22 protein-coding genes are annotated in these 25,080 nt (G+C 41.5%); 1 reads left to right on the forward strand and 21 read right to left on the reverse strand.

Features of this window, described 5'->3' with window-relative positions; translation table 11 throughout:
• Positions 1-136 precede the first annotated feature (136 nt).
• The 20 genes from HMPREF2766_RS04530 to HMPREF2766_RS04625 all read right to left on the reverse strand — a co-directional run bounded on the left by HMPREF2766_RS04530 (position 137) and on the right by HMPREF2766_RS04625 (position 23,074).
• Complete coding sequence (locus HMPREF2766_RS04530; RefSeq protein ID WP_000229944.1) at positions 137-1,267, reverse strand: ABC transporter ATP-binding protein; 1,131 nt, start codon at positions 1,265-1,267, stop codon at positions 137-139.
• A gap of 113 nt (positions 1,268-1,380) precedes the next feature.
• Complete coding sequence (locus tag HMPREF2766_RS04535; protein WP_070567978.1) at positions 1,381-2,250, reverse strand: helix-turn-helix domain-containing protein; 870 nt, start codon at positions 2,248-2,250, stop codon at positions 1,381-1,383.
• A 3-nt stretch (positions 2,251-2,253) separates the two neighbouring features.
• The gene (locus HMPREF2766_RS04540; protein ID WP_061454305.1) at positions 2,254-2,640 is read right to left on the reverse strand and encodes a Mini-ribonuclease 3; all 387 of its coding nucleotides are present in this window, start codon (positions 2,638-2,640) and stop codon (positions 2,254-2,256) included.
• Positions 2,633-3,976 (reverse strand): cysteine--tRNA ligase, encoded by a 1,344-nt coding sequence (gene cysS, locus HMPREF2766_RS04545; protein WP_070567980.1) that lies wholly within the window; start codon positions 3,974-3,976, stop codon positions 2,633-2,635. The genes HMPREF2766_RS04540 and cysS overlap by 8 nt, the downstream gene beginning before the upstream one ends.
• Positions 3,969-4,514 carry a dihydrofolate reductase family protein gene (locus HMPREF2766_RS04550; RefSeq protein ID WP_070567981.1) on the reverse strand — a complete coding sequence of 182 codons (546 nt, stop codon included), beginning with the start codon at positions 4,512-4,514 and terminating at the stop codon, positions 3,969-3,971. The genes cysS and HMPREF2766_RS04550 overlap by 8 nt, the downstream gene beginning before the upstream one ends.
• Positions 4,515-4,522: 8 nt before the next feature.
• Positions 4,523-5,287: a nucleoside phosphorylase gene (locus HMPREF2766_RS04555; protein ID WP_070567983.1), complete on the reverse strand. Its 765-nt coding sequence runs from the start codon at positions 5,285-5,287 to the stop codon at positions 4,523-4,525.
• 13 nt (positions 5,288-5,300) lie between these two features.
• Positions 5,301-5,501, reverse strand: a complete 201-nt coding sequence (locus HMPREF2766_RS04560) for a YdeI/OmpD-associated family protein (RefSeq protein WP_008808365.1) — start codon at positions 5,499-5,501, stop codon at positions 5,301-5,303.
• Positions 5,502-5,550: 49 nt separating this feature from the next.
• Positions 5,551-6,168, reverse strand: coding sequence for a serine O-acetyltransferase (gene cysE, locus HMPREF2766_RS04565; RefSeq protein WP_070567985.1), 618 nt, complete (start codon positions 6,166-6,168; stop codon positions 5,551-5,553).
• A 15-nt stretch (positions 6,169-6,183) separates the two neighbouring features.
• Complete coding sequence (gene pnp / locus HMPREF2766_RS04570; protein ID WP_070567987.1) at positions 6,184-8,397, reverse strand: polyribonucleotide nucleotidyltransferase; 2,214 nt, start codon at positions 8,395-8,397, stop codon at positions 6,184-6,186.
• A 540-nt stretch (positions 8,398-8,937) separates the two neighbouring features.
• The gene (metF, locus tag HMPREF2766_RS04575) at positions 8,938-9,804 is read right to left on the reverse strand and encodes a methylenetetrahydrofolate reductase [NAD(P)H] (protein ID WP_070568079.1); all 867 of its coding nucleotides are present in this window, start codon (positions 9,802-9,804) and stop codon (positions 8,938-8,940) included.
• Positions 9,805-9,898: 94 nt separating this feature from the next.
• On the reverse strand, positions 9,899-12,148 hold the full coding sequence (metE, locus tag HMPREF2766_RS04580; RefSeq protein ID WP_070567989.1) for a 5-methyltetrahydropteroyltriglutamate--homocysteine S-methyltransferase: 2,250 nt from the start codon (positions 12,146-12,148) through the stop codon (positions 9,899-9,901).
• A gap of 569 nt (positions 12,149-12,717) precedes the next feature.
• Positions 12,718-13,083 carry a TIGR02328 family protein gene (locus HMPREF2766_RS04585; protein ID WP_070567991.1) on the reverse strand — a complete coding sequence of 122 codons (366 nt, stop codon included), beginning with the start codon at positions 13,081-13,083 and terminating at the stop codon, positions 12,718-12,720.
• Entirely contained in the window at positions 13,067-13,471 is a 405-nt protein-coding gene (locus tag HMPREF2766_RS04590; RefSeq protein ID WP_070567993.1) for a YbgA family protein, read from the reverse strand. The genes HMPREF2766_RS04585 and HMPREF2766_RS04590 overlap by 17 nt, the downstream gene beginning before the upstream one ends.
• A gap of 80 nt (positions 13,472-13,551) precedes the next feature.
• Positions 13,552-15,153 (reverse strand): type I restriction-modification system subunit M, encoded by a 1,602-nt coding sequence (locus HMPREF2766_RS04595; RefSeq protein WP_070567994.1) that lies wholly within the window; start codon positions 15,151-15,153, stop codon positions 13,552-13,554.
• Positions 15,154-15,196: 43 nt separating this feature from the next.
• The gene (locus HMPREF2766_RS04600) at positions 15,197-15,952 is read right to left on the reverse strand and encodes a hypothetical protein (RefSeq protein ID WP_070567996.1); all 756 of its coding nucleotides are present in this window, start codon (positions 15,950-15,952) and stop codon (positions 15,197-15,199) included.
• Positions 15,953-15,993: 41 nt separating this feature from the next.
• Complete coding sequence (locus HMPREF2766_RS04605) at positions 15,994-16,821, reverse strand: hypothetical protein (protein ID WP_070567998.1); 828 nt, start codon at positions 16,819-16,821, stop codon at positions 15,994-15,996.
• Position 16,822: 1 nt separating this feature from the next.
• A complete protein-coding gene (locus HMPREF2766_RS04610; RefSeq protein ID WP_070568000.1) occupies positions 16,823-17,362 on the reverse strand; it encodes a hypothetical protein in 540 nt (179 codons plus the stop codon).
• Between the two features lie 9 nt (positions 17,363-17,371).
• Positions 17,372-18,619, reverse strand: a complete 1,248-nt coding sequence (locus HMPREF2766_RS04615; RefSeq protein ID WP_070568002.1) for a restriction endonuclease subunit S — start codon at positions 18,617-18,619, stop codon at positions 17,372-17,374.
• 188 nt (positions 18,620-18,807) lie between these two features.
• Positions 18,808-19,704 carry a hypothetical protein gene (locus HMPREF2766_RS04620; RefSeq protein ID WP_070568004.1) on the reverse strand — a complete coding sequence of 299 codons (897 nt, stop codon included), beginning with the start codon at positions 19,702-19,704 and terminating at the stop codon, positions 18,808-18,810.
• Positions 19,705-20,074: 370 nt separating this feature from the next.
• Positions 20,075-23,074 carry a type I restriction endonuclease subunit R gene (locus HMPREF2766_RS04625; protein WP_070568006.1) on the reverse strand — a complete coding sequence of 1,000 codons (3,000 nt, stop codon included), beginning with the start codon at positions 23,072-23,074 and terminating at the stop codon, positions 20,075-20,077.
• A 112-nt stretch (positions 23,075-23,186) separates the two neighbouring features.
• On the opposite strand from HMPREF2766_RS04625, the gene HMPREF2766_RS04630 reads away from it, so the two are divergent.
• Positions 23,187-23,804 carry a TVP38/TMEM64 family protein gene (locus HMPREF2766_RS04630; RefSeq protein WP_000076177.1) on the forward strand — a complete coding sequence of 206 codons (618 nt, stop codon included), beginning with the start codon at positions 23,187-23,189 and terminating at the stop codon, positions 23,802-23,804.
• 316 nt (positions 23,805-24,120) lie between these two features.
• Here HMPREF2766_RS04630 and scrK read toward each other — a convergent pair whose 3' ends face one another.
• Positions 24,121-25,008: a fructokinase ScrK gene (gene scrK / locus HMPREF2766_RS04635; protein ID WP_000164292.1), complete on the reverse strand. Its 888-nt coding sequence runs from the start codon at positions 25,006-25,008 to the stop codon at positions 24,121-24,123.
• Between the last annotated feature and the right edge of the window lie 72 nt (positions 25,009-25,080).

The raw sequence follows: 25,080 nt of genomic DNA on the forward strand, positions 1-25,080 counted from the left end.
TACTCTCCAATTCTTCCTACCATTTTATCACTTTTTTAAGGATATGAAAACTAGAAAAGCTCTGTTTTTATGCCAATACCAATCATTAAAAAAACACTGCCAGATTTCTCTAGCAGTGTTTTGACATTTCATTTGCTTAGTAGACTGTTTTTTCAGTTTCTACATCGAAGAAGTGTGCTTTGTTCAAGTCAAATCCAAGTTCAACTGTTGCACCTGTTTGCAAGTAGTCACGAGCATCCACTTTGGCAACAAATTCGTCTTTACCAACTTGGCAGTATAGGTGAGATTCTGAACCAAGCAATTCTGATACGGAGATCGTAGCTTTGACAACTGATTCTGGGAATGTTTCAAGGAAAGCAGGTTCTGCATTCACATCTTCTGGACGAATACCGAAGATCAATTCTTTTCCTTCGTAGCCTTTGTCACGAAGAACTTTCAAAGCACCTTCTGGCACTTTCAAACGGAAACCGTCAGAAACAATTTCGCTACCGACCAATTTCACATTGATGAAGTTCATAGCTGGGCTTCCGATAAATCCTGCTACAAATTTGTTAACTGGGTTTTTGTAAACTTCTTGAGGGGTACCGATTTGTTCAACACGTCCGATAGTACCTGTACCAGCAGGGTTCTTAGTAGCTGACATGATAACGATACGGTCTGCCAATGTCATCGCTTCTGTTTGGTCGTGAGTTACGTAGATGGTTGTAGCACCGATACGACGGTGGATTTTCGCAATTTCAGCACGCATAGATACACGAAGTTTGGCATCCAAGTTTGACAAAGGTTCGTCCATCAAGAACACTTTTGCATCACGGACGATGGCACGACCCATGGCAACACGTTGACGTTGACCACCTGAAAGGTCAGCAGGTTTACGATCCAAGAATTCTTTCAAACCAAGGATTGCTGCCGCTTCTTGCACACGTTTGTCGATGTCTTCTTTGCTGTATTTGCGCAATTTCAAACCGAAAGCCATGTTGTCATATACAGTCATGTGTGGGTAAAGAGCGTAGTTTTGGAATACCATGGCAATGTCACGGTCTTTTGGAGCTACGTCGTTAACAACCACGCCATCGATAGATGCAGTACCTTCTGTAATGTCTTCAAGACCAGCAATCATACGAAGAGTTGTTGATTTACCACATCCTGAAGGACCTACGAAAACGATAAATTCTTTGTCTTTGATGTCCAAGTTGAAGTCTTCAACTGAATAGTGTTCGCTGTTTGGATATTTTTTGTAAATATTTTTAAGATTTAATTCTACCATCGAGGTGAACTCCTTTTGTCTTTTGATAGTTTTATTATAGATGAAAACGCTTTACATTTCTATGGCAAGGTGACCAAAAAAATAAAAAAGTTCTGTGCAACTTGCACAAAACTTTAAAGAATATCTGGTAAAATCAACTGATAACACAAGGTAAGATCCGTTAACTCCTTCAACTGAAGCCCTGTCAATTCTTCCCATTTGTCAATCTTGTATTGGAGAGAATTGCGGTGTAGATAGAGTTGCTGGGCTGTTTTAGTTAGGACAGCACTATTTTCCCAGAGAGAAAGGATAATTTCCTGAATCTGATCCTGATCCAAAATCATCTGGTGCAGACATTCTTTAATGACTCTCAGGTCCACAATCCTTTCTCCCATACTCCATAGATAGAGCTGTGAAAAGGTGTGTACACCTTGGTGACCTTGGCGCCACCAAGTCTTAAACAAATCTCGCTCCGCTTTGATCAGGTCTGATAGGGCTTGATAGCCTGTCTGAGACCACACCTGCCCCAACATGATAGACAGACGAAGGCCAAAGTCATACTCAACCGCTTCCATCGTATCAGATAAGATTGAGCGAACAGAGGTATACTTATCTTGTTGAAGCACAAATACATAATCCTGAGCCCCGACCTGCAATACTGTCCGGCAGTTGGGAAAGAGAGTTTGCATCATATCTAGCCAAGAGGATAGATTTTCCTGTTGGAAATAGGAAAGATGGCAATAAACCAGCTGAATCTTTTTGAAAGTTTGCGGTGCCTGCCCCTTCCCCTCGATCAGATAGGGATACCAAGGATTGAGTGAACGAGCCTGCTCTTGCTGGGTCAAAAGGGCAACCAACTGCTTTTCACGCTCACTGAGACCAGCTTCCTCCAGCAAAATCCACTGCTGAGAAGCTAAAGGAAGAGTAAGATAGCCTGGTTTCTCTACTGGCTGATCTGAAATCTGAGCTTCAGGAAACCAGTCTTGTAATTCCTTTACAATCATATTCTAGCCCTCCACTTTTTGGATGCACCAAGAAATCAAGGTCTCTAGACGCTCCACATTTTCAGTCAGATGGAGATAGCCCATCACTGCTTCAAAACCTGTAGACATGCGGTAGGTCACCACATCTGCATTTTTAGCCTTTGTGTGGCTATTGGTATTGCGACCACGTTTGTAGATTTCTTCTTCTTTTTCCGTCAGGACTTGCTCCTCCAACATCAGGGAAATCAGGCGAGCCTGAGCCTTGGCTGACACATACTTTGTCGCTTCTTGGTGGAGCTTGTTGGGCTTGGTCATGCCTTTGAGAATGAGATGGCGACGGATATACATGGAATAAACCGCATCTCCTTCAAAAGCTAGCGCAATCCCGTTAATGAGATTGACATCAATCACGAGTCCACCTCACTCCATCCTTGGTGTCAAGGAGCTTAATTCCTTGATCAGCCAATTGGTCACGGATTTGGTCTGCTGTCGCAAAATCACGATTAGCACGCGCTTCTTGGCGCTTTTGGATCAAGGCTTCAATGTCTGCATCCAAAACTTCCTCAACAAAGACAATTCCAAAGACTTCTAACATATCCGCAAGAACTTCCTTAACACTTGCATCATAGTTGCCAGAGTTGATCCATTTGGCCATTTCAAAGACAACTGTGATACCATTTGCGGAGTTGAAATCCTCATCCATAGCGGCAACAAACTTATCTTTAAAAGCCTGTAACTCTTGAGCATCTACAGTCCCAGAAAATGGTTGTTCGTAAGTGTTCTTCAGATATTTGAGATTAGTCTCGGCGTCTCGCACTGCTTTTTGCGTAAAGTTGATAGGCTTACGGTAGTGTTTTGTCGCAAAGAAGAAACGCAACACTTGACCATCGAGGGTTTTGAGGGCATCATGGACGGTGATAAAGTTGCCCAAGGACTTAGACATCTTGACATTATCGATGTTGACAAAGCCATTATGCATCCAGTAGTTAGCAAAAGTCTTGCCTGTTTTCGCTTCTGACTGGGCAATTTCGTTGGTATGGTGAGGAAACTCCAAATCAGCTCCACCACCGTGGATATCAATGGTATCTCCCAAAATCTCTGTCGACATGACTGAACATTCAATATGCCAACCCGGACGACCAGGTCCCCAAGGACTGTCCCAAGAAATCTCGCCTGGTTTTGCAGCTTTCCAAAGGGCAAAGTCTACAGGATTTTCCTTGCGAGCCGTTTCTTCATCGGTACGACCTGAAGCACCCAGCTCCAAATCTTCCAAGGTTTTATTGGCCAACTTAGCATAGTTGTGAGATTTTTCCACGCGGAAGTAAACATCTCCTTGACTCTCGTAGGCAAAGCCTTTTTCAATCAAGTCAGCGACAAAACGAATGATGTCAGCCATAAACTCTACTACACGCGGATGGCGAGTCGCAGGTTTCACGCCTAAGGCTGTCACATCCTCACGAAAGGCAGCGATGTACTTGTCCGCAACCTCCAGAGGCGTGATACCTTCTTCCTTGGCACGGTTGATAATCTTATCGTCTACATCTGTAAAGTTGGAAATATAGGCAACTTCGTAGCCACGGTATTCGAAATAACGACGAATGGTATCAAAAGCCACCGTCGAACGGGCATTCCCAACGTGGATATAGTTGTATACCGTTGGCCCACAGACATACATGCGAACCTTTCCTTCTTCGATTGGGACAAATTCTCGCAAATCACGAGACATGGTGTCGTAAATTTTAATCATGCGGTACACCCCCTTCTCTATTTCTGACTTTTCGGCTGAAAACCAGCTCTGCAAATGGACCAAATTGTCTGAGGCTATCCAGTTGGTAAAAGCGCTGCCCTTCCTCTTGGATAAAGAGGGGAACCCCCTTTCCTAGGATAAGGGGTGCTATCTGAATAATGAGGTGGTCGAAAAGATCCGCATCCAAGAGCGGTCCTACTAAGGAATTACCACCAATCACAAAGACATTTTTGCCTTTGTCAATCTGCTGAACAAAGTCCACCACATCCCCAGCTACTGGCTGGTAATTGCTGACAGGCAGGTGCCTATCATGCGTAAAGACATAGTTTTCCGTAGCTTGATAAAAACTTTCTACATCTTGCAAATCTTGGATTTCCTCAAAGGTCCGCTTGCCCATGATGGTGATATCCATTTGCCTGTAAAAGTCATCATAGCCTGTATCCTCTACAGAACCAAGCTGATGCAGCCAGTCTATCCTGTGCTGGCTGTCAGCCAAGTAGCCATCCATGGTGATACAGCCGTAAAAATATACTGCCATTCTTGTAGTTACCTTTCTAGTTCCTTTGCTATTTTCAAAGCGATAGTGAAAAAAGTCATGGCATCAGCTGTCCGCTCTTCATGGCGGGCATCCCAGATTCGGTTATGATGATCCACATAGTCAGCTGTGTAGAAGAATTGATAGACCTTGCTCTTGCGAAATTGACTCCAAGCCATGATAGCTGAAGCTTCCATATCCACCACTTGTGCACCAGCAGCCAAGCGACGCTTGACCTTATCTGGCGTTTCTCGATAAAAGGCATCGGTCGTCCAAGACTTAGTGCGGATATGCTCAATATTGTGCTTGTCAAAGATGGCTTCCAGCTCGATCAGCAGAGACTCGTCATAGGTGACTTCGTCACCCGGTGGGGCATAGTGATAGCTAGTTCCTTCATCTCGCAATGCGGCTGCAGGCAGGATAATTTTATCCGCCTCAATTGAGCGGTCCAAAACGCCACAGGAACCTAAAATGATAAAATTTTTGAAGCCTCTAGCTACCAATTCCTCCAGTTGGCCAACTATCATAGGAGCCCCAATTGGAGCCAACATAACTGCTAGTTTGCTAGGACCTTGGCCATAAATATACCATGGATGATGGCCGTTTATGCTTTTCAAATAGCCCCCCGGATAGACATCTTCTGACTCAATCAAACGTTTCAGAATTTCGCCATTAAAGGACAAGATGATGGTTTCGCATACCTCTCCCTTGTCATGGACTGGCTTTTCAGTTGGCTCAATAACTGCTGCTACATCTTCAAATTCCTCTAATAGCATAACTTCTCTTTCTTTAAGGCTCCAGCAAATCCGCCTTCATTTTATTTAGACGGCGCAGCTTGGTCTCATCTTTTTTGGCTTCACTGATATAATGAGCCCATTCTCGCTGGTGGCTAGGTGGCAGTTTAATAAAGCGCTCCTTAGCAAGACCATCCAAGTGTTCTTGCAACTCAAGAACTGCCTGGTTCAAAATTGCATCTGATAAATCTGACATAGTTCTTACCTCCTGTCATACTTCACCTCGATAACTTTGCCACCCTTTCCTACAAACTTGACGAATGGTGGCTGGCTTCTCTAGCCTGCTCTAGTTTATTGACGTAGTACTCCCGTTTTTCTTCGACTTCGTGAATCGTTGGTTCATCTTTCTGTCCATGAACTCGGACGATCTTAGCTGGGATTCCGACAACTGTCACATCACTAGGTACGTCTGCCACGACTACTGCAGCAGCACCGACTTTGGCATTTTCGCCGATTTCTACCGGTCCGATGACTTGGGCATGGGCTGAAATCAGCGCCCCTTTTCGGACAGTCGGATGGCGTTTACCAACATCCTTCCCTGTTCCACCAAGAGTCACTCCGTGATAGAGAAGAACGCCTTTTTCAACAATCGCCGTCTCTCCAATCACCAAGCCTGAGCCATGGTCGATAAAAACACCTGATTCTATCTGAGCACCCGGATGAATCTCTATCTGAGTCCAAAAGCGCCAAAACTGACTGTGCATACGAGCCAAGAGTTTGAAGCCGTGCTTCCAGAGAAAATGCGAGAGACGGTGGGCAGCTAAGGCCTTGACACCTGGATAAGTCAGCAAAACTTCCAAACTATTGCGTGCCGCTGGATCATTTTCTTTTACGATATCAATGGTTTCGCGCCACCATCCCATACATTTCTCCTTTTCTTATTCTGAATCTTTTGGTGTTTCTGTAAATTCTTTCTTAGGTTTGTGGTCCTTGTGATGACGTGGACGGTGAGGTCGCTCAGACTTTTCACCTTTTTCATCATGCTCAGGTTTTGGAGGACGAGGAAGAAGAACTTTCATAGAGGCATCGATACGGCCTTTTTCATCAATCTTGATAACCTTAACGTCGACTTCATCACCGATAGCTACCAAGTCCTCAACACGGTTGGTACGAGTCCAAGCCATTTCAGAAATATGCACAAGTGCATCTGTCTTATCAAAGAGGTTGACAAAGGCACCAAATTTCTCGATACGAACAACCTTGGCATGGTAAACTTCATCTACTTTAGCCTCACGAACCAAGCCAGCAATGATTTCTTTGGCACGGTTAATAGCAGCTTGGTCACTAGAGTAGATAGATACATTTCCTTCTTCGTCGATATCAATCTTAACGCCTGTTTCAGCGATAATCTTGTCAATAGTTTCGCCACCCTTACCGATGACAATTTTGATCTTGTCAACATCGATCTTGATGGTATCAATTTTCGGAGCAGTTGGAGCCAATTCTGGACGAACTTCTGGAATGGTTGCTTCAATCACATCAAGGATTTCAAAACGCGCTTTCTTGGCTTGAGCAAGAGCCTCAGTCAAGATTTCAGCAGTAATCCCTTGGATCTTGATATCCATTTGAAGAGCTGTAATCCCCTCACGAGTACCGGCAACCTTGAAGTCCATGTCTCCAAAGTGATCTTCCAAACCTTGGATATCTGTCAAAACAGTGTAGTTATTTCCATCTGAGATGAGACCCATAGCAATCCCTGCTACTGGCGCCTTGATTGGCACACCACCAGCCATAAGGGCAAGCGTTCCCGCACAGATAGAAGCTTGAGAAGAAGAACCGTTTGATTCTAATACTTCTGCTACCAAGCGGATCGCGTATGGAAATTCTTCCAAACTTGGCAAGACTTGAGCAAGGGCACGCTCACCAAGAGCACCGTGACCGATTTCACGACGACCTGGCGCACCATAACGACCTGTTTCTCCTACAGAGTATTGAGGGAAGTTATAGTGGTGCATAAAGCGTTTCTTGTACTCTGGATCCAAACCATCGATGATTTGAGTTTCTCCCATCGGAGCCAAGGTCAAGACTGAAAGAGCTTGAGTTTGTCCACGAGTAAAAAGACCAGAACCATGTACACGAGGAAGATAGTCGACCTGCGCATCTAAAGGACGGATTTCATCGACCTTACGACCGTCAGGACGAACCTTATCTTCTGTAATCAAGCGACGCACTTCAGCGTGCTCCATTTGTTCCAAGATTTCAGCCACATCACGCATGATACGGTCAAATTCTTCGTGGTCTGCATATTTTTCTTCATAAACAGCAGTCACTTGGTCTTTAACTGCTTGAGTTGCAGCTTCACGAGCCAATTTTTCTTCTACTTGAACCGCTTTTTGGAGGTCGCTGTTGTAGGCTGCGATGATTTCAGCTTGCAAGTCAGCATCCACATGAAGCAATTCCACTTCTGCTTTTTCCTTACCGACTGCCGCAACTATTTCTTCTTGGAAGGCAATCAATTCTTTAACAGCTTCGTGTCCTTTCAGAAGGGCTTCCAACATGATTTCTTCTGACAATTCTTTGGCACCAGACTCCACCATATTGATAGCGTGTTTGGTACCAGCTACTGTCAATTCAAGAAGCGATTGCTCTGCTTGTTCTTGACTAGGGTTGATGATGATTTCACCGTCTACATAGCCCACCTGAACCCCAGCAATTGGACCGTCAAATGGAATATCTGAGATAGAAAGTGCCAAGGATGAACCAAACATAGCAGCCATAGGTGCAGATGCATTTTCATCGTAAGAAAGAACCGTGTTGATCACTTGCACTTCGTTACGGAAACCTTCTGCAAACATTGGACGGATTGGACGGTCAATCAAACGCGCTGTCAAGGTCGCATCTGTTGAAGGACGTCCTTCACGTTTCATAAAGCCACCTGGAAACTTCCCAGCCGCATACATTTTTTCTTCGTAGTTGACTTGAAGTGGGAAGAAATCCCCAGTTGCCATTTTCTTAGACATGACGGCTGCAGTCAAGACAGTTGACTCACCGTAACGCACGACAACAGAGCCATTTGCTTGCTTAGCAACCTGGCCAGTCTCTACGATTAACTCACGACCCGCAAAAGTCGTTTGAAATACTTGTTTTGTCATTTTAATCCCCTTTGGATTGATGAAATTATACGCCTTGCCTACAAAAATCAAGATATTTTGGACGGTTCGGTTTGCCGAACATTTCTGTAGAAAAATAGGAAGGTGACGAAGCATTCGATGAATGCTAGGAAGCTTGTCTTTTTTCCTAAGAAATGAGACCAAAATTCAATTAAGTAGTTTTTTTGATATTTCACTGGAATAGTGCGGACGGGAGCAACTTCCTTCGGAATTTCATCCCTTATTTTTTAGCCTGAAGTCTAAAAAATTCCGTCCTAGAAAATAACAGAGTTATTCTCTAGGATACTACTATAGCTTGAAATATCTTTTAAATACTCACTCCGTTCGTGTTTTTTGAGACACCTATTATCATATTTTGTTTAAAAAATAATCCACTTTAAACAAACTTCTACAACCTAAATACCCTCATCTTTGTATCAAGTACGTACAGAGTCTATTTTATCATATTTTTCTTAAAAAGTGCGGGCTTTTCTATTAAAAAGGAACCATTCCCCTCACCTGAGAAGAATGGTTTGCTTTTTATTATCCTAAAGACTGATGATTAAACAAGGCATGGGTTGCTTGGTGGATGTATTTTGCTGTTTCAGCATTGTTCATGGTGTAGAGATGCACACCTGCGACATCCTGCGTTACCAAGTCCACGATCTGATCCACGGCATAGGCAAGTCCTGCTGCTCTGAGCGACTCAGGGTCATGCTCATACTTGTCTAAGATGGCCTTAAATTTACGTGGAAGATGGATATTCTCACAAGTCTTCAAGAGACGAAGTGCTTGATTACGGTTCAGAATGGGCATGATACCTGCATGAATAGGAACATCAATCCCTGCCAAGGTACACTTATCTTGGAAATCGTAGAAGCGCTCATTGTCAAAGAAAAGTTGCGTTACAAGGCTTGAACAACCTGCATCCACTTTCTTCTTGAGATTTTGAATATCCGAGATTTGGTTTGGAGAGTCAGGATGCCCCTCTGGGTAGCAAGCGCCAATAATATCAAAGTGAGGGGCTTGTTCCTTGATGAACTCGATCAAATCCGTTGCGTAGCGGAAATCCTTTTGTGGTTCCACATCAGGGATAATATCCCCACGCAAGGCCAAGATTTTCTGTACCCCAACCTTATCCAAGTCTGCAATGGTTTCAGCAACCTTTTCCTTGGTCAGATAGATAGCTGGCAAGTGGGCAATGGTTGGAATCGTCAAGTCATTCTGGATAAAGTCAGCCAAACGAACCGTTGTTTCCTTGATATTAAATTTATTGTTGCTGGCAGTCACACTGATAAAGTGCGGTGTCAGCTCCCGCATATCCTGCAAGGCTGAAATAATTTTATCATTACCCACAGCTGGGTTTGGAGGGAACACTTCAAATGAAAGTGACGGAGTTTGGCGTGACATAGTCATTATCCTTTTCTTTTTGATTTCATGATTGCTGAGCCAGCTAGGGCCAAGCAGTTCCTTGATCAGTCAGTGTCAAGAGAGAAATCTTATCTTATAATTTCTCACGCGCAGCTTTTGCTGCTTCAACAAGGCGGATCAAGCTTTCTTTTGTTTCTGGAATACCACGTGTTTTCAAACCACAGTCAGGGTTGATCCAAACTTTCTTGCTTGGTACTTTGGCAAGAATAGCATCGATTGTGTGGTCAATTTCGCCTTCATTTGGCACACGAGGTGAGTGGATATCGTAAACTCCAGGACCCACTTCTGTTTGGAAGTTTTTCGCTTTGAGTTCGTCCAAGATTTCAAGGTTTGAACGGCTTGCTTCAAAGGAAATAACGTCCGCATCCATGTTGTCGATAGCTGGGATGATATCTGTAAATTCTGAGTAACACATGTGGGTGTGGATTTGAGTGTCTGGCGCTACTGTAGAGTGTACCAAGCGGAAGGCTGGAATAGCCCAATCAAGGTAGTCTTCGTACCAGTCGCTACGACGGAGTGGCAATTTCTCACGAAGAGCAGCCTCATCGATTTGGATGATTTTCACACCAGCAGCTTCAAGGTCAAGAACTTCATCCTTGATAGCAAGAGCGATTTGAAGAGTTGAGTCCTTGATAGAGATGTCTTCACGTGGGAATGACCAGTTGAGGATGGTAACAGGTCCAGTCAACATACCCTTAACAGGTTTGTCTGTACGACTTTGAGCATAGCTAGACCATTTGACAGTGATTGGGTTGAGACGAGTGACATCACCCCAGATGATTGGTGGTTTCACCCCACGCATACCGTAAGATTGTACCCAACCATTCTTAGAGAAGAGGTAACCTGACAAGTTTTGACCGAAGTACTCAACCATGTCGTTACGCTCGAACTCACCGTGTACAAGCACGTCAAATCCAACTTCTTCTTGCCATTTAATCCATTCGTCGATGGTTTCAGCAAGGAAAGCGTCGTATTCTTCTTGTGACAATTCACCCTTACGGAAGGCCAAACGTTTGGCACGAACTTCCTTAGTTTGAGGGAATGAACCGATGGTTGTTGTTGGAAGAGCTGGAAGTTTAAAGGCTTCTTCTTGGATAGCTTCACGTTCTGCAAAGGCTGGCAAACGAGTGTAGTCTGCGTCTGTCAAACCAGCGATACGCGCACGAAGTTCTGTATTTTCACCCACACGCTCAGTCGCAAAGAGTTCTTTATTAGCTGCAAGAGCTTCTGCACCTTGACCATTGCGGATAGCATCCAAATCACGAATCTCATCCAATTTTTCAACTGCAAAAGCAAAGTGGTTCAAGATAGCTGGTTCAAATTCTTCATTAGCAGTTGTAAATGGCACATGAAGAAGTGAGCATGAGCTTGTCAAGACAATGTTTTCAGCTGGAATTTGCTCAAGAACAGCCAAGCTCTTTTCGTAGTTGTTGCGCCAGATGTTTTTACCATTGACAATACCTGCATAGAGAGTCTTGTCAGCTGGAAAGCCACCTTTAACGAGTTCAAGAGTTTTCTTACCTTCAACGAAGTCCAGACCGATGGCATCTACTGGCAAATTCACAAGATCAGAGTAGACGTCACGAACGTCACCGAAGTAAGTTTGAAGCAAGACTTCAAGACCTTTTTTGTCAGCCAAAAGCTTGTTGTAGAGGTTCAAGAAGAGAGCTTTTTCTTCAGCTGTCAAGTCTTTGACAAGAGCCGCTTCGTCGAGTTGGATGCGAGTCGCACCAAGTTCAGCTAATTTAGCAAAAACTTCTTGGTATGCAGCCACTAAGCTATCTACGAAGTCTTCTGCTTTCACGCCTTCTTCAAAGTCTGACAATTGAAGGAAAGTGAATGGACCTACAAGGACAGGACGAGTGTTCAATCCAAGTTCTTTCGCTTCTTGGAACTCATCAAAGATCTTGTGACCAGCCAATTTTACTTGAGTGTCTTTTTCAAATTTAGGAACGATGTAGTGGTAGTTGGTGTTGAACCATTTCTTCATTGGAAGGGCACGCACGTCCCCTTTTTCTCCTTGGTAACCACGTCCCAAAGCAAAGTAGCGTTCAAGGTCAGACAAGTCCAAGTTTTGAACGGATGCAGGTACCACGTTGAAAAGGAAGGCTGCATCTAGGAAGTTATCATAGTGAGAAAAGTCATTTGATGGAATTTCAGTGATGCCTTTTTCTTTGACAATGTTCCAGTGTTTTGCACGCAATTCTTTTGCTGCTGCCAAGAGTTCTTCTTCTGAGATTTCTTTTCTAAAGTATTTTTCAGTTGTAAATTTTAATTCGCGGAATTCACCCAAACGAGGGAAACCGATGATCGTAGTTGACATGATGTGTCCTCCAAAATTTGTTGTTGAAACTATCTTAACAGAAAAGAAACTGTCTGTATAATTGTAAATAATTAGGCTTTGATATAGTTTGAAACTATATCACTGTTTTAAACAAAAGAAAAAGACTTGAGACCAGTGTCTCAAATCCTTTGTATTGCTTGTTTTATTGCTGTATTTTAGTTAGAATGCTCAAACGAGCTATTGACGATTCTCATCAGTGACTATGGCTTGTTATTAGAAAAGACTATAGGTTGGTTTTCTTTTGTAATTTTGATATTTCCCTTAAAAAGTGCGGACGAGAGCAAATTACTTTGTAATTTCATCCCTAATTTTTGGGCCAGAGTGTCTCAAAAATCCCGTTCTGGATAATAATAAATTATTATCCAGAATACCACTATAGCGGGAAATATCCTCTAAAAGCTCACTTCGTTCGCCCTTGGCTTTTTAATTAGAACACAAGAATTATCTTAACACTCATAAAACAAGACCTTAGAATCATTCTAAAGATCTCCTTTTTATTATTCGAAAAAATGACGAGAAGAGTTATAATGTGGAGCCAATCCTGACTCTTACTTCAGCTCAATGCCTTTCTCTCGGAGATTAGCCAGACATTCCTCATAGTATCCTGCATCATGCTCACTATAGATGGGAGTGGTCAGCTTCTCCTCAGACAAATCCTCATAAGCGGAGCAGATTTTCCCACGGTAGTTCTTGTCCAACCACTCTGGACTGACATTATAGCCACGGTTAGCCATCTCCTCCATGATCAAGCGATGATAGGCATAGAGACGATAGGGCGAGTGGGTAAAGACATAGTTCACTGTCGTATGCTTTCTGCCCCAACCATTACCACGAAGGGCGCAACACTCTCGATGTTGCCCCAAAAGCTGCGGACGGGGAAGTTGTGAAATCAAAGCCTCATGCCAAAGTCTCATGGGAGTCTCCTTTCAGTAAAGTCGAATGTTGCAAGTAGGTATTGGGATAGCGTTCCAGCAAGTCTCGAGTTTTAGCGATCAAGTCTTCCTTAGAAGCCTGACCAAAGCGGTAGCGATCCAGCAGGAGCATATAGTCTTTGCGCTCAGCATCAGTCGCTTTCTTTTTAAAATAGCCCCAAATATGCTGAAAGGCATTGCAAACCTGACCCCTGTGCTCTGGGATTTGACAGGAACGGTCAATCAGTTCTTGAACATGACTCAGCTCCACCTGTTCATTCTTCAAGTATTGACGAATCTCATTGTAAATATTGCTAGAATGACTCAAAACGAGGTATTTGTTTCTAGCCCAGAGTTGTTGGCACTGGGATTTTTGATTAGTTTGTTCCATGTTTCTCCTTGTTTTCTATCCGTTTCCAGGGAATATGGAAACAAAGTTGTATCTAAAAAATGAGCGAATCGATTACACCATCACCCTTTAAAGTTTTTCAAAAACTCTTTGAGTTCGGCATCGGCTTCTGGTGTGGTTCCGTGGAGTTGACCGAGCATTTCAAGCAATGAAGCTGTTTGACTTTCGATAGCTTTATTTGTCTCGTTAATCTTGCTGACGATGTCTGTCAGCGGCTCGACTTCTTCTTCCTCAAAGGTGTCTACATAGCGAGGGATATTGAGGTTGTAGTCATTTTCGACAATTTCTTCATAGCTTGCCAAATGGGCAAACTTGTCAATCTCCTTACGAGACTTGTAGGCTTCCAGAATCTTCTCGATATGAGCATCCGTCATGATATTCTGATTTTTCCCCTTATCAAACTCCTTAGAAGCATCGATAAAGTAAACATCACGATTAGTTCGATTCTTTTTGAGAATGATGACCGTGGTCGGAATGCTGGTATTAAAGAAGATATTGGCAGGTAGACCGATAACCGTGTCAATTGCTCCTTCTTCTAACAAGGCCTTACGAATAGTTCCTTCCGCATTTCCACGGAAGAGAACACCATGAGGAAGGACGATAGCCATAACTCCATTATCCTGCTTGAGATGGTAGTAACCATGTAAAAGGAAGGCAAAGTCAGCCTTGGACTGGGGTGCCAGTTTCCCAAAAGGAGAGAAACGAGGATCATTCAAGAAGCCAGAGCTAGCAGACCACTTAGCAGAGTACGGCGGGTTCATCAGAACCCCATCAAAGTTGGTTGGTTCCTGTGTCGGCCAGTCTTCATCCAGTGTATCAGCATTGTGGAGAAATTGATTCTCAACTGGAACACCGTGTAGAATCATGTTCATCCGAGCTAGGTTATAGGTCGAGGTATTGAGCTCCTGACCAAAGTAGACAACTGTCTGCGGTTTATGAGAGTATTTCTTGGCATTGAGCAAGAGAGAGCCAGAGCCCATGGTCGCATCATAGATGGTAAAACCTTGCTGGTCCTCACGACCTAAAAAGGCAATCTGAGTCATGAGTTTGGCAACAGGCTGAGGTGTATAAAACTCACCAGCTTTCTTACCCGAGTCAGTCGCAAACTGACCGATCAGATACTCATAGGCATCCCCCAGCATATCGCCTGCATGACCCGCTACATCTAGCACAGCCAACTCTTTCATGACTGCCGCCACTGTTTGGTTTTGCTTTTGTGGAGTTGCCCCTAGCTTTTTGGAATAGAGATCAATATCCTCAAAGAGATTTTCATAGAGGTCGTCACTCTGCTCGATATCTCGAAAACCCTGAGCCAAATCTTCCAGCTGGAAAGTCCCCTCATTAACACGCGCTACCAGAGCCGTAAAGGTCAAGTCGGGCTTGATACTATAGTTGAGTTCGTCCTTCATGACTGCAAGAAGATCCTCGTGAGTGTCCACATCTTCATAGTAGTTACGATAGACCTCAAGGGCAGCCTCAAGACTATCTGTCCCCTCCTCCATGGTCTCCGCCACGAAAAAGAGCATCTTATCTGATAGATACTTGTAAAAGACCATGCCCAAGAGATATGACTTGTAGTCATTAGCATCCATCTTAGAGCGGAGAACATCCGCTGAGTTCCACAGGGCTTGGTAGAGCGACTGGGAAGTTTGTGTTGTTTCCATAGTGTTTCTTTCTAAGTTTTGCAATTTATTTTTAAACAAGCATTCATTTATAACAAATCACTTCATTTTCAATCGTTCGAATCAAATCTAAAGGAATAGAAGAGACTGGAAGTTGATAAACGATGTTTTTTCGCGGGTTATAAAATCCAAGATTTTCGATAGAAAGGAAATCGGGGTCAAAGGAATGTAGCCCCATGATATAGTATACAAGGACTTGTAGTGTATTGTCTTTATTAGGAGCTGTTTTAGTCACCTTAAAATCCCACAGTGTATCCTTGGTCAGAAAATCTCCATCACCCTTATCAATCGTTTCTGTATAGCCTCCCAAAAAGTTAAAGCCATCTTTTACCAAAGGACCATAAAGATCGAAGAAGCAAAGGCTTCGCTCCACCATGATACGAATATTCTCTATCGTTTCGGCATCCACTGTAATTTCCTCAAAAGGCTTATAATACTGTTTCCCCGCACGAAAAACGACATCAAAAGAAACCAAACGACACGCACTTTCTATCGATAAATCGTCCAATCCTGTCACCAAATCGAGTAGTGCTTCTGCTAGGTCTCCCATGTTAACCCTATGAGCTCCCATGAGAGAAATTATGAAAGCATCACGGGCTTCTGTCCCTTTCATAAAGCGTGTCAAGTAGTCCACACAAATCCCCACTAAACTAGGAGATACAGACTCTACAGAATGCAGAACTCGGTGATCTTCGAACTGCTCTACTGAAAATAACTTGATGGGCAGATAACCACCTCGAGGTTGGTTAATTTCTTTGATACGTTGTGTTACAGATACCATGAACTCTCCTTTTTATAGATAATTTTTTAAAGAATGTTACCTCAGTTTTCCTTCTTCCGTAATCGCCTAGCAGAGCTGGCTTCCATCTGATGACTTGTAATTGGATTAGTATATAATCTTCCTAACGCCAATTTTAAAAAACTTGTCAATCGTTTGTTAGTATCAATAATAAATTTTCCTTCTGAGACCTTAAAATCTTGCTCTGGGTATTGTTCATATGATGTTAATAAGGTGCTAATTATTGAGGTATCAGATAAATCAATTTCATCATCTTTTAGAATTGCTACCATCTTTAAATTATTAGATTTAATCTCAAAGTCTGAGAAACTAACTAAATCAATTCTTTTTAATTCATCAACTTCTGCAATACTAGCTATACGGTAGTAATCATCAATCCCTTTGAATAGACTATGAATCGTCCTAAAACTTCTAAAGTACAATTTATTATTTCCGTCAAAATAAGCATCGTTCTCAGATTTTAGTTCTATACCCTTTTCAATAATTGTTCTTTCAGCTCTTCTATATCTCCATTTCAAGATTGACTTATCTACCAGTCTCTTTGATTGTGTGATTTTTTGAAAAACTAACCCATCGTTATCAACTTTACGAAAAATCAAGTCAATTTTCGAGAACTCTTCTTCACTCACATCATTTAGACCCGCAGTATTTAAAAATTTATCTTCATATTCTTTGACCATAGACATATGCTCATCATCAATTTCAATATAGAACCATTCCTCATGTTCTAATTTTATTTCTGGATCAAATTCTCTACTATTTTCAGGATCAATCTCCGGAGCAACTAATTCAGAAATATCATCCGTGTTATCCAATTTTCTATACGTTCGACCTACTTTTACTAAAAACATACTATTCCTTCTCCAAAAAAGTAAAATTATTTATTCTAACTAGACCTTCTATAGTCCCAGTCTCTTTAACATCTTTTTTCTTGCTATAAATAATAAAGACATTACCGTTTTTATCAGTGACTCTGTAATAACGATATGAGAGTAACCATATCAAATTAAAATAGTATGACCTCTCCATAAGAATCCACCATATTAGAAAAATGAGGACTATTACTACAATCTGATATAAGAATGTTAATTCACCTAAACCCAGCATAATTACAAAAAGGCCTAAGTAAGTTGGAATGATTTCATTTTCTACTGGTTGTATACTTTCAACTTGAGCAGTATCATTTGCTTCTTTAAATCTTTTCAAATACTGTAAGACTCCAAAAGAAAAAGAAAGCATCAGGAAAATCAACACTCCTATTTTTAGAAAACTACATACATAAGAATCATGTGAGGGAAAAATGTCTATAGTAAATAGATACAAGACTAAACCTGGCGAAAAAGAACAAATTGATAAACAAAACGACAAACATAATCTTTTAAATTTTTTCATAACAAAATTCTATATAAACATATCCTGCAAGAGTTTCTTTTTCAGTGTTACTAACTGAGAAATTTTCTCTTGCTGAGCTGTGATTAGGTTATCGAGGTTAGAGAAATAGGCGCCGATGGCTTGTTGTTCTTCGAGTGAAGGAGGAAGTGATACCTTTATTTTCTCTATCTGCCATAAAGAAAGCGAGGGTTGTGCTCCAATTGTTGAATCACTTTTGATAAAAGACTTTATTCTTGGACTTTTCAAAAAATTCAACATAAAAATCGCATCGTCTCTCTTCAATCTAATAATTGCAATTTGCTGATTTGTATTTGCAGGTAAATCTTTTTTATCAACTTTCCCAACTACCCCAAGAGTACCGACAATTGAAAACAATACATCACCCTCTTTAAGTATAGAACGTTTTAGGTATCCTAAATGTTCTTCTAAACTTGTAGAGGCTGTCCGGACCAAACTACCAGTATCTCTATTTATACTTTCGGTTTTAATATAGTTTACTTCCCCTTGCCAGCTTTTATCTTTCGGTGTGGTTCCCTTAGTTATAGTTTCAGCCCTTGATTTAAGTTCATATAATTCCCACTCACCTTCAAATCCATCCAAGCGAATCTCAGGTACCGTATGTCCAGTCTTCGGAAACATCTTTGAGAGCATGGTCGCCTTGAGAGCTTGGTAGTTGGTAAGATTATCCTTGTAGCTAGCTAAAAGGTCGTCGAGGGTGCGGAAAAGGGAGCCGATGGCGGATTGTTCTTCTAATGATGTAGGCAAACAAACCTTGAGATTTGATAAAGATTTTTGACTAACTCCTTTTGCAGTTCCTCCACTAGATAATGAAGTTAATTCATTAAATATTTTTTGGCTACGCAATAAAGTAGCTAAAAAATCTTCCCGAATTAAATTATGTTTAACTTCAAAGGCAATCGTACGTTGACTTAGAATATACAAATCATCATTAGGAATCTGTGCAACATTTCCCATTGGTGCTTCAGTAGTAAAAACAACTTGCCCTTTATGAAGGTGATTATCTCCCATCCATCGATCATACAATTCTTGATCTCCATAATTGGCATCAGCATTGAAATCAATATAGCCATTCTTTACATTTAAAGCTGATAAAGCTAGATAACCTGTATCACTCCAACTCAAACCTAATTTTTTAGGTGTTCTACCTCTATAATCTAAAATTTTATCTATGTTGGATAATAATGGTCTTTTAACCCAATCTTTTTTTCCTTCACTAAAAATAATTTTAGGTATCATTCTTTTCCTCAACTCTTATAACTCTCTATCTAAAAATTGTTTTAACTTTTTATGTAATTCATAACCTAGAATCATCATTCATCATTTTTTAATATTATATCATGAAAAATCAATATGAACGCTAATAACAAAGCAAAAAGAGAAGAAAACTCTTCTTCTCTTGTAGCACTATTCAATCATTTATCAAGTTATAAAAGACTAATTAACTCATCATCAAGCAATGACTTATTGTCTCTATATTTTTCTGAATGCTCCATGTAATCTATAAAATACTCTGGAGAAGAAGTTGTTGAATCTAGAATATAGTTCTTCTGTTTATCTTCGTTATACTGTTTATTTATTTTTATCTCTCTCAGAATTTTTTTAGAGTATGGTTTCCCATTTGAATCCTGATACATTGATAATAGCTGTAAGCGACTAAAGATATTAGAAACATATCTTGCTGGAGATATAATATATCTCTTACTAACTATTGTTTTTGGAACCAAAATCAATAATCTATCTTTATTATTCTCCTCAGGATCCAACACATAATGACTCTCAAACTTTGCCCATTCATGACTTATGTGATCCCAATATTCAAAAGTTTTGATATCACTGCTAATTTGAAATCCATGTAATCTAGCTTGTTCTAATGAAAAAACAATGAGTTCTTTCTTCAACAAACTGACAATCAAATCTGACATTCTGTCTTCGGAAAATCTTTTGATAAATAAAGGTATAGCTACTGATGTTAATGCTTTTTCTTGGACAGCTGAAACAGATGATTTCACATAACTAAAAAATTGGTCAAGCATCTTCATTGAGACACCTTTCCCTTTTGACTTATTGGAAGAATATCCTAGGTGCGTCGCATTACATTCTTTCGAATGTGAAAAAAGGTTAAATGAATCTTTTTTATTCCCTTCACAATAAATTTCATAAGACCGCTTAATAAAATCATCCACAACTCTTTTAAAATTATCTGGCAATAACAAAGGATCTACAAATAGCATAACATCTTCATTTGTATCGACATCTAAGAAGTCTAATCCTGTTTGTATTTGTTCTCTATTTAAATATTTTGATAATCGAATACCGATCACCCACTTTCTATAATATTTTGTAGAATGTAGGTTAGAATATTTTCGCTTTAATTTACAATCTATCAAATAAATGATACACTGGAAATGGAATTTTTGAATAGTGCTTTCCCAAACTAGCTAAAAATTCATAACCCTATCAAAGTCGTCAGCCCCAACTGACGTCTTTTTTTATTCTACATTTGTTATTATATCAATTTTTCAAAGGAAGTCAAGGTAGAAACACAATATAATGTGTAGAATATTGTTTATTATTAAACAAATACACAATATATAGTTTTTTATTACTATGTAAAATTTATAAATATCTAAAAAAAGCCCTAAATAAGGCTTTTTTAAAAAAGGAATCACAAAATTTGATAGAAATAAAAATCTACATATAGCCTCCAACCCTCAATGGTTCAATCACCTCTTCGATGAGTTGGGTATAGGCTTCTTTGATTTGTTTTTTATAAAGGAGTGGGTTGAGGGCATCTGTCACCTCAACTTTATAGTCCTTGTAGCGCTGACTCTTAGTCAGTTGACTTTCTCCTAGTTGTTTTTTAGCTCCCTTGCGGTAGTGATTGACATAGTAGCGGAGTTCATCTTCGCCCACATACCAGGTCTTACTAAAGTCTTGGATATGCTGCTGGATGACTGCTTCAATCATCTGGTCAAGGATATTAGCGATGGATTGACCTCTGTAGCGGTCTGGATTTGCCTGTACTTCTTGCCAAAGCTCTGAGATGATCTGTGCCAGATTTGGATTGGTCTTCTCCAAACTTTGGATATAGGTATCCACTGCTTCTCTGTCCTGTGCGCTGAGACTCTTTTCCTGACTCTGCTCTTGCTCGATCAAGCTTTGGATCAAGGTCAGAATATAGGCGTAGTTGATCTCATCTACTTGGATAGACTCTAGTTCATAATGGATATCAAGTGGTTCGCCATCGTCGTTATCATCTTCCGAACGACTTTTCAACTCTGCTAGGATATTTTGATAAAAACCAAGATAAACTTCCAACTCTTCTGCACTGAGTCCCGTTTGGGCGTAAATTTCTTCCTCATCATACTCTTTATAGACTCGGATAGAAGCTAGGTACTTATCAAATCCTTGATAGGCTTTGGCAATTTTTCTCAACTGAGGAGTCGACATTTGTTCGAGTTGGAGTCCTTCTACAGGGTCATCTGTGATGAGATTTTGAAAGTCGCTACAACTTCTCAAAAAGTTTCTCTTTTCCTCTTCCCAGTTTGGTGCTAGGACATCATTTTCACCACCATTTGAGTAAAGCTTGAGGGCATTATCTACTGCTTCCTTAAAAGCTAGAGGCTTTTGGAAGGTGATGATATGACCATAGGTCTTACTAGAATCAAATATACGGTTGTTACGACTAAAGGCCTGAATTAAATCCTGCAGTTGCATTGGTTTACGATCGATAAAGAGAGTCGATAGACAAGGGGCATCAAATCCAGTTAGGAGACGATTGACCACGATGACTAAGTCCAACTGTTCATTGCGATAGAGATACTTGTCCTGTTTTCGAGCTAGGCGGTTATTGACATCTGTATTGAAGCCACGAAGATCCGCCATAGTAAAGTGAGTATCAAACTCTTGGTTATAGTCCTCTAGGACTTGCTTCATGTGGTCTTGGTTGGCTCTTGAGTCTTCTTCATTCTCCGTAACGGAGTAGGTGATGGTCGCCTTTGGAAAGTCTGGAAGGACCATCTTGACTCTCTCAGATACCTTGACTCGTGTCTGTCCAGCCTTGACTTTTTTAAGAAGGTCATAGTAGGCTTGGGCTTGAGGGATGGACTTGACAGTCAGGATGGCATTGTAGGTATTCCCCACGCCTTTTTGGAAGCCCAGTTGTTGGCGGGATTTATTGATAATGGCATCCAAGACTTCCAGCATGTGCTCCTCATTCTCGTAGACAGTATCTGGTATGTCATCTTCAGATCTATCCGTAATGAGGGTATTGCGATAGTCTACTTTAAAGCCTAAGACAGCTCCATCATGGATGGCTTCCTTGACCGTATACTCATGGAGACGGTCTCCATACTGTTGCTGAGTAGTTTGGGCGAGGTCGCCGACCTGCTGGCGTTTATTTTCCTTAAAGATTGGCGTTCCTGTAAATCCATACCAGAGAGACTGAGGGAAAAAGGCTTTAATGTCCTTTTGTGTTTGAGGTGTCACGGCACGGTGGCATTCATCCACTACAAAGGCCACGCGGAGGCCCTTGATTTTGTCTGCATCTCGTTGGTAAAGGCCTTGGTCAAACTTGCGCATCATAGTAGTGATTTTCTGGATGGTGGTCACTACGACACGCTTATCATTACTTCCTAGTCTCTTGACCAAATCATGTGTATTGTCCGTCTCATCGATATCAATGACATCATTGGTTGCATAGGAGAGGAAGGATGAAGTGGTTTGTTGGTCCAAGTCCCTGCGGTCAACGACAAAAATCGTCTTTTGGATAGATGGAATCTGAAGGAGATTCCGAGCCACCTTATAAGAAGTCAGAGTCTTTCCTGAACCTGTCGTATGCCAAACATAGCCAGACTCCTGACGACGTGAAGCTTCCTGCACCGCTTCGATAGCATGGATCTGATAAGGACGCAAGAGGATGAGAGATTTTTTGCTATCATCAATGACAGAATACTGCATGACCATCTGGTGAGCACGAGGGATAGAAAGGACTTCGTGGGCAAAGCTTGTCAAGTTTGTCACAGGATGATTGTCCTTATCCACCCACTTGGTTAGAAATTGCTTGTTGAGTTTATTTTCTCGAGCTGCAGCGATATAGCGTGTATCGATCTTGTTGGTCACAACAAACATCTGCAAGCTAGAGTAGATACCACGGAACTTGCCTTCGCGGTCATATTTTTTAATTTGGTGAAAGGCATCGATAAATGCTGCTTGGGAACTCTTGAGCTCGATTTGAATCATAGGCAAGCCATTGATGAGAAGAGTAACATCCAGTCTACGGTCTTGATCCAGAGGATTTACTTTTTCTCTTTGGACTTGATTGACAACTTCGTAGCTAGACTTTCCTGCTGCGATATTGTCACGCCAAATGACTGACAAACGGATGGTGCCTAGGCTAGCATCTTCTCTTTGAACCTCGACTTTGGCAATGCCGTTTTCACCGACCAACCACTTAGCAGCATCATAGTAGCTGACAAAGTTGAGTTGGTTTTTAATCTGGCGTTTTTCCTGCTCTGTCAAGGGATGGTCTGCTAGGAGAGCCACATTATTTTGGGCTAGTTTAGTAAAGAAATTTTCCCATAATTGGTCTTCTGTTTTTAGGTCTTCTCGATAAGTCCATTGACTTTCACCAGTCACCAGCTGGCTAATCAGTTGTTTTTCTATCTCCAGTTCTGGTTTTACTTGCATCATTCTCTCCTTTAACGATGTTCTACTTTCTTTATTATAACATGTTTATCATTAAATTCCCCCTTCTTTTGCAAAATATGGTATAGTAGAATCATACTATCTATGAGGAGTTTACATGTCACAGGATAAGCAAATGAAAGCTGTTTCTCCCCTTCTACAGCAAGTCATCAATATTTCATCTATCGTCGGGGGAGTCGGCACCTTGATTTTCTGTATTTGGGCCTATCAGGCAGGAGTGTTACAGTCCAAGGAAACCCTATCGGCCTTTATCCAGCAAGCTGGGGTTTGGGGGCCACCACTCTTTATCTTTTTACAGATCCTACAAACCGTTGTTCCGATCATTCCGGGAGCTTTGACCTCAGTGGCTGGGGTATTTATTTACGGCCACATCATCGGAACCATCTATAACTATATCGGCATCGTGATTGGTTGTGCCATTATCTTTTACCTCGTCCGTCTCTATGGAGCTGCCTTTGTCCAGTCCGTCGTCAGCAAGCGCACCTATGACAAGTACATCGGTTGGCTAGATAAGGGCAATCGTTTCGAGCGTTTCTTTATCTTTATGATGATCTGGCCAGTTAGCCCAGCTGACTTTCTCTGTATGCTGGCTGCCCTTACCAAGATGACCTTTAAGCGCTATATGATTATCATCGTTTTGACCAAGCCCTTTACCCTAGTGGTTTATACTTATGGTTTGACTTATATTATTGATTTCTTCTGGCAGATGTTTTGAGAATAGAAAAATCCGTTTGGAAAACCAAACGGATTTTTTGAACATAGACAGACTATCGCTTGATACTAAATATACTTTGGTATGAAAATCATCCCTTCTTCGCGAGTAAAGCGAGGTCTTACCTAGCCTTTCCGCCGTGATAAAAACACCTGAAATCTAATGGTTTCAGGTGTTCGGAAACTTTGAGACTTTAGGCTCAAAGTTTAGGTATGGAATTTCGAAGAAAGTCGCTACCGTCCGTCATCACTTAAGGAAAGGCTCAAAAACATTGTCTTCAATCAAAACATCCGTTTGGTTGCCCAAACGGATGCTTTTTTTATTTTGCGACACTTTTAGCAAGGACAAAGTTCCCAAGTGTGGCAGAACCATTGCCTGCGACTGCTGGAGTCACGATGTAGTCACGCACATCTGGTACTGGTAGGTAGCCATTGAGAAGAGCTGTGAATTTCTCACGCACACGGTCCAGCATGTGTTGTTGGGCCATAACGCCACCACCAAAGACGATCACATCTGGACGGAAAGTCACAGTAGCATTGACCGCAGCCTGAGCGATATAGTAGGCTTGAACATCCCAGACAGAGCTGTTGAGTTCGATGTTTTCGCCACGAACACCTGTACGAGCTTCTAGACTTGGTCCAGCCGCAAAGCCTTCCAAACAACCCTTATGGAAAGGACAGACGCCGTTAAATTCTTTTTCTACATCCATTGGGTGTTTAGCCACATAGTAGTGACCCATCTCAGGGTGACCGACACCACCGATAAACTCACCACGTTGGATAACACCTGCACCGATCCCTGTACCGATCGTGTAGTAAACCAAGTTTTCGATACGGCCACCAGCATTGTTACGAGCAACTACTTCACCATAGGCAGAGCTATTTACGTCTGTGGTGAAATACATGGGTACGTTGAGGGCACGACGGAGAGCCCCAAGTAGGTCTACATTTGCCCAGTGAGGTTTTGGAGTCGTTGTGATAAAGCCATAGGTTTTTGAGTTTTTGTCGATATCGATCGGACCAAATGAACCGACAGCAAGACCAGCAAGATTATCGAATTTTGAAAAGAACTCGATGGTTTTATCGATAGTCTCGATAGGAGTTGTTGTTGGAAATTGTGTTTTTTCCACAACATTAAAGTTTTCATCACCGACAGCACAGACAAACTTTGTACCGCCCGCTTCTAAGCTTCCATATAATTTTGTCATGATAAACCTCTTATCTTTGTTTTCTCTATTATAGCACATTTTAAAGGGCTAGATTTCTCAATATTTTAGATT

The sequence above is a fragment of the Streptococcus sp. HMSC076C08 genome (genome assembly GCF_001810825.1).
Lineage (GTDB): Bacteria > Bacillota > Bacilli > Lactobacillales > Streptococcaceae > Streptococcus.

What these genes read in the sequence shown, in the direction of transcription:
- HMPREF2766_RS04560 (WP_008808365.1), bottom strand. Translation starts at nt 5,501, where the DNA reads ATGTCAGATTTATCAGATGCAATTTTGAACCAGGCAGTTCTTGAGTTG.
- HMPREF2766_RS04555 (WP_070567983.1), bottom strand. Translation starts at nt 5,287, where the DNA reads ATGCTATTAGAGGAATTTGAAGATGTAGCAGCAGTTATTGAGCCAACT.
- HMPREF2766_RS04610 (WP_070568000.1), bottom strand. Translation starts at nt 17,362, where the DNA reads ATGAAAAAATTTAAAAGATTATGTTTGTCGTTTTGTTTATCAATTTGT.
- HMPREF2766_RS04550 (WP_070567981.1), bottom strand. Translation starts at nt 4,514, where the DNA reads ATGGCAGTATATTTTTACGGCTGTATCACCATGGATGGCTACTTGGCT.
- HMPREF2766_RS04605 (WP_070567998.1), bottom strand. Translation starts at nt 16,821, where the DNA reads ATGTTTTTAGTAAAAGTAGGTCGAACGTATAGAAAATTGGATAACACG.
- cysE (WP_070567985.1), bottom strand. Translation starts at nt 6,168, where the DNA reads ATGGGATGGTGGCGCGAAACCATTGATATCGTAAAAGAAAATGATCCA.
- HMPREF2766_RS04595 (WP_070567994.1), bottom strand. Translation starts at nt 15,153, where the DNA reads ATGGAAACAACACAAACTTCCCAGTCGCTCTACCAAGCCCTGTGGAAC.
- HMPREF2766_RS04630 (WP_000076177.1), top strand. Translation starts at nt 23,187, where the DNA reads ATGTCACAGGATAAGCAAATGAAAGCTGTTTCTCCCCTTCTACAGCAA.
- HMPREF2766_RS04585 (WP_070567991.1), bottom strand. Translation starts at nt 13,083, where the DNA reads ATGAGACTTTGGCATGAGGCTTTGATTTCACAACTTCCCCGTCCGCAG.
- HMPREF2766_RS04615 (WP_070568002.1), bottom strand. Translation starts at nt 18,619, where the DNA reads ATGATACCTAAAATTATTTTTAGTGAAGGAAAAAAAGATTGGGTTAAA.
- metF (WP_070568079.1), bottom strand. Translation starts at nt 9,804, where the DNA reads ATGTCACGCCAAACTCCGTCACTTTCATTTGAAGTGTTCCCTCCAAAC.
- HMPREF2766_RS04600 (WP_070567996.1), bottom strand. Translation starts at nt 15,952, where the DNA reads ATGGTATCTGTAACACAACGTATCAAAGAAATTAACCAACCTCGAGGT.
- scrK (WP_000164292.1), bottom strand. Translation starts at nt 25,008, where the DNA reads ATGACAAAATTATATGGAAGCTTAGAAGCGGGCGGTACAAAGTTTGTC.
- pnp (WP_070567987.1), bottom strand. Translation starts at nt 8,397, where the DNA reads ATGACAAAACAAGTATTTCAAACGACTTTTGCGGGTCGTGAGTTAATC.
- HMPREF2766_RS04590 (WP_070567993.1), bottom strand. Translation starts at nt 13,471, where the DNA reads ATGGAACAAACTAATCAAAAATCCCAGTGCCAACAACTCTGGGCTAGA.
- HMPREF2766_RS04625 (WP_070568006.1), bottom strand. Translation starts at nt 23,074, where the DNA reads ATGATGCAAGTAAAACCAGAACTGGAGATAGAAAAACAACTGATTAGC.
- HMPREF2766_RS04530 (WP_000229944.1), bottom strand. Translation starts at nt 1,267, where the DNA reads ATGGTAGAATTAAATCTTAAAAATATTTACAAAAAATATCCAAACAGC.
- metE (WP_070567989.1), bottom strand. Translation starts at nt 12,148, where the DNA reads ATGTCAACTACGATCATCGGTTTCCCTCGTTTGGGTGAATTCCGCGAA.
- cysS (WP_070567980.1), bottom strand. Translation starts at nt 3,976, where the DNA reads ATGATTAAAATTTACGACACCATGTCTCGTGATTTGCGAGAATTTGTC.
- HMPREF2766_RS04535 (WP_070567978.1), bottom strand. Translation starts at nt 2,250, where the DNA reads ATGATTGTAAAGGAATTACAAGACTGGTTTCCTGAAGCTCAGATTTCA.